Genomic DNA, 543 nt, shown 5'->3' with positions numbered 1-543 from the left:
CGCGTTACGAGCAGATGCTCGCCGACCAGGGAAGTTGCTGTGCGGTGTGTGGCCTGCTTGCGGGGGACCGGGCCTTGCAGGTGGACCACTGTCACACGACCGGGAGAGTCCGAGGCCTGCTCTGCCGGAAGTGCAATAGCGGAATCGGGATGCTGGGCGACAGCCCGGAAGGCGTTCAGCGAGCTCTGAGTTATCTGCTGCGGACGTAGCCCGGCAGGGATTCGGTCCGACCCCTCCCGGAAACACGATCGAACGCCTACGCTCACGGCTCAACATCTCCGTACCGGCCGGTAGCGCCGTAGTGAGTGAGGCCGAGCCATGCCCGAGCAGCAGGTGGACGCGCGGTTGCGCCGGTCGCGGGCGGCGGTGGCGGTGAGCTTCGTGCTGCAGGGGGTCACCTTCGCGCTGCTGGTGACCTGCATCCCGGAGATCCAGCGCCGGTACGGGCTGAGCGACGGGCTGCTGCCGGTCTTCCTGGCGGCGGTGCCGATCCTGGCGGGTGTGGGTTCGGTGGCCTCCGAGTCGGTGGCCGGGCGGGTCGGG

The 543-nt window shown here is 69.1% G+C and carries 1 protein-coding gene and 1 pseudogene; both read left to right on the top strand.

Features of this window, described 5'->3' with window-relative positions; translation table 11 throughout:
• Positions 1-14: 14 nt before the first annotated feature.
• The gene (locus tag ABD323_RS44860) at positions 15-209 is read left to right on the top strand and encodes an endonuclease domain-containing protein (protein ID WP_344447709.1); all 195 of its coding nucleotides are present in this window, start codon (positions 15-17) and stop codon (positions 207-209) included.
• Between the two features lie 109 nt (positions 210-318).
• Positions 319-543: pseudogene (locus ABD323_RS44855) on the top strand (MFS transporter); the annotation flags it as partial.

This window comes from Kitasatospora nipponensis (assembly GCF_039528135.1).
Taxonomy (GTDB): domain Bacteria; phylum Actinomycetota; class Actinomycetes; order Streptomycetales; family Streptomycetaceae; genus Kitasatospora; species Kitasatospora nipponensis.
Note: the sequence above shows the minus strand (reverse complement) of the source record. Positions and strands in the feature narration are given on the sequence as shown.

Bases quoted from the DNA above. Each gene is read 5' to 3' on its own strand.
- ABD323_RS44860 (WP_344447709.1), top strand. From the start codon at position 15: ATGCTCGCCGACCAGGGAAGTTGCTGTGCGGTGTGTGGCCTGCTTGCG.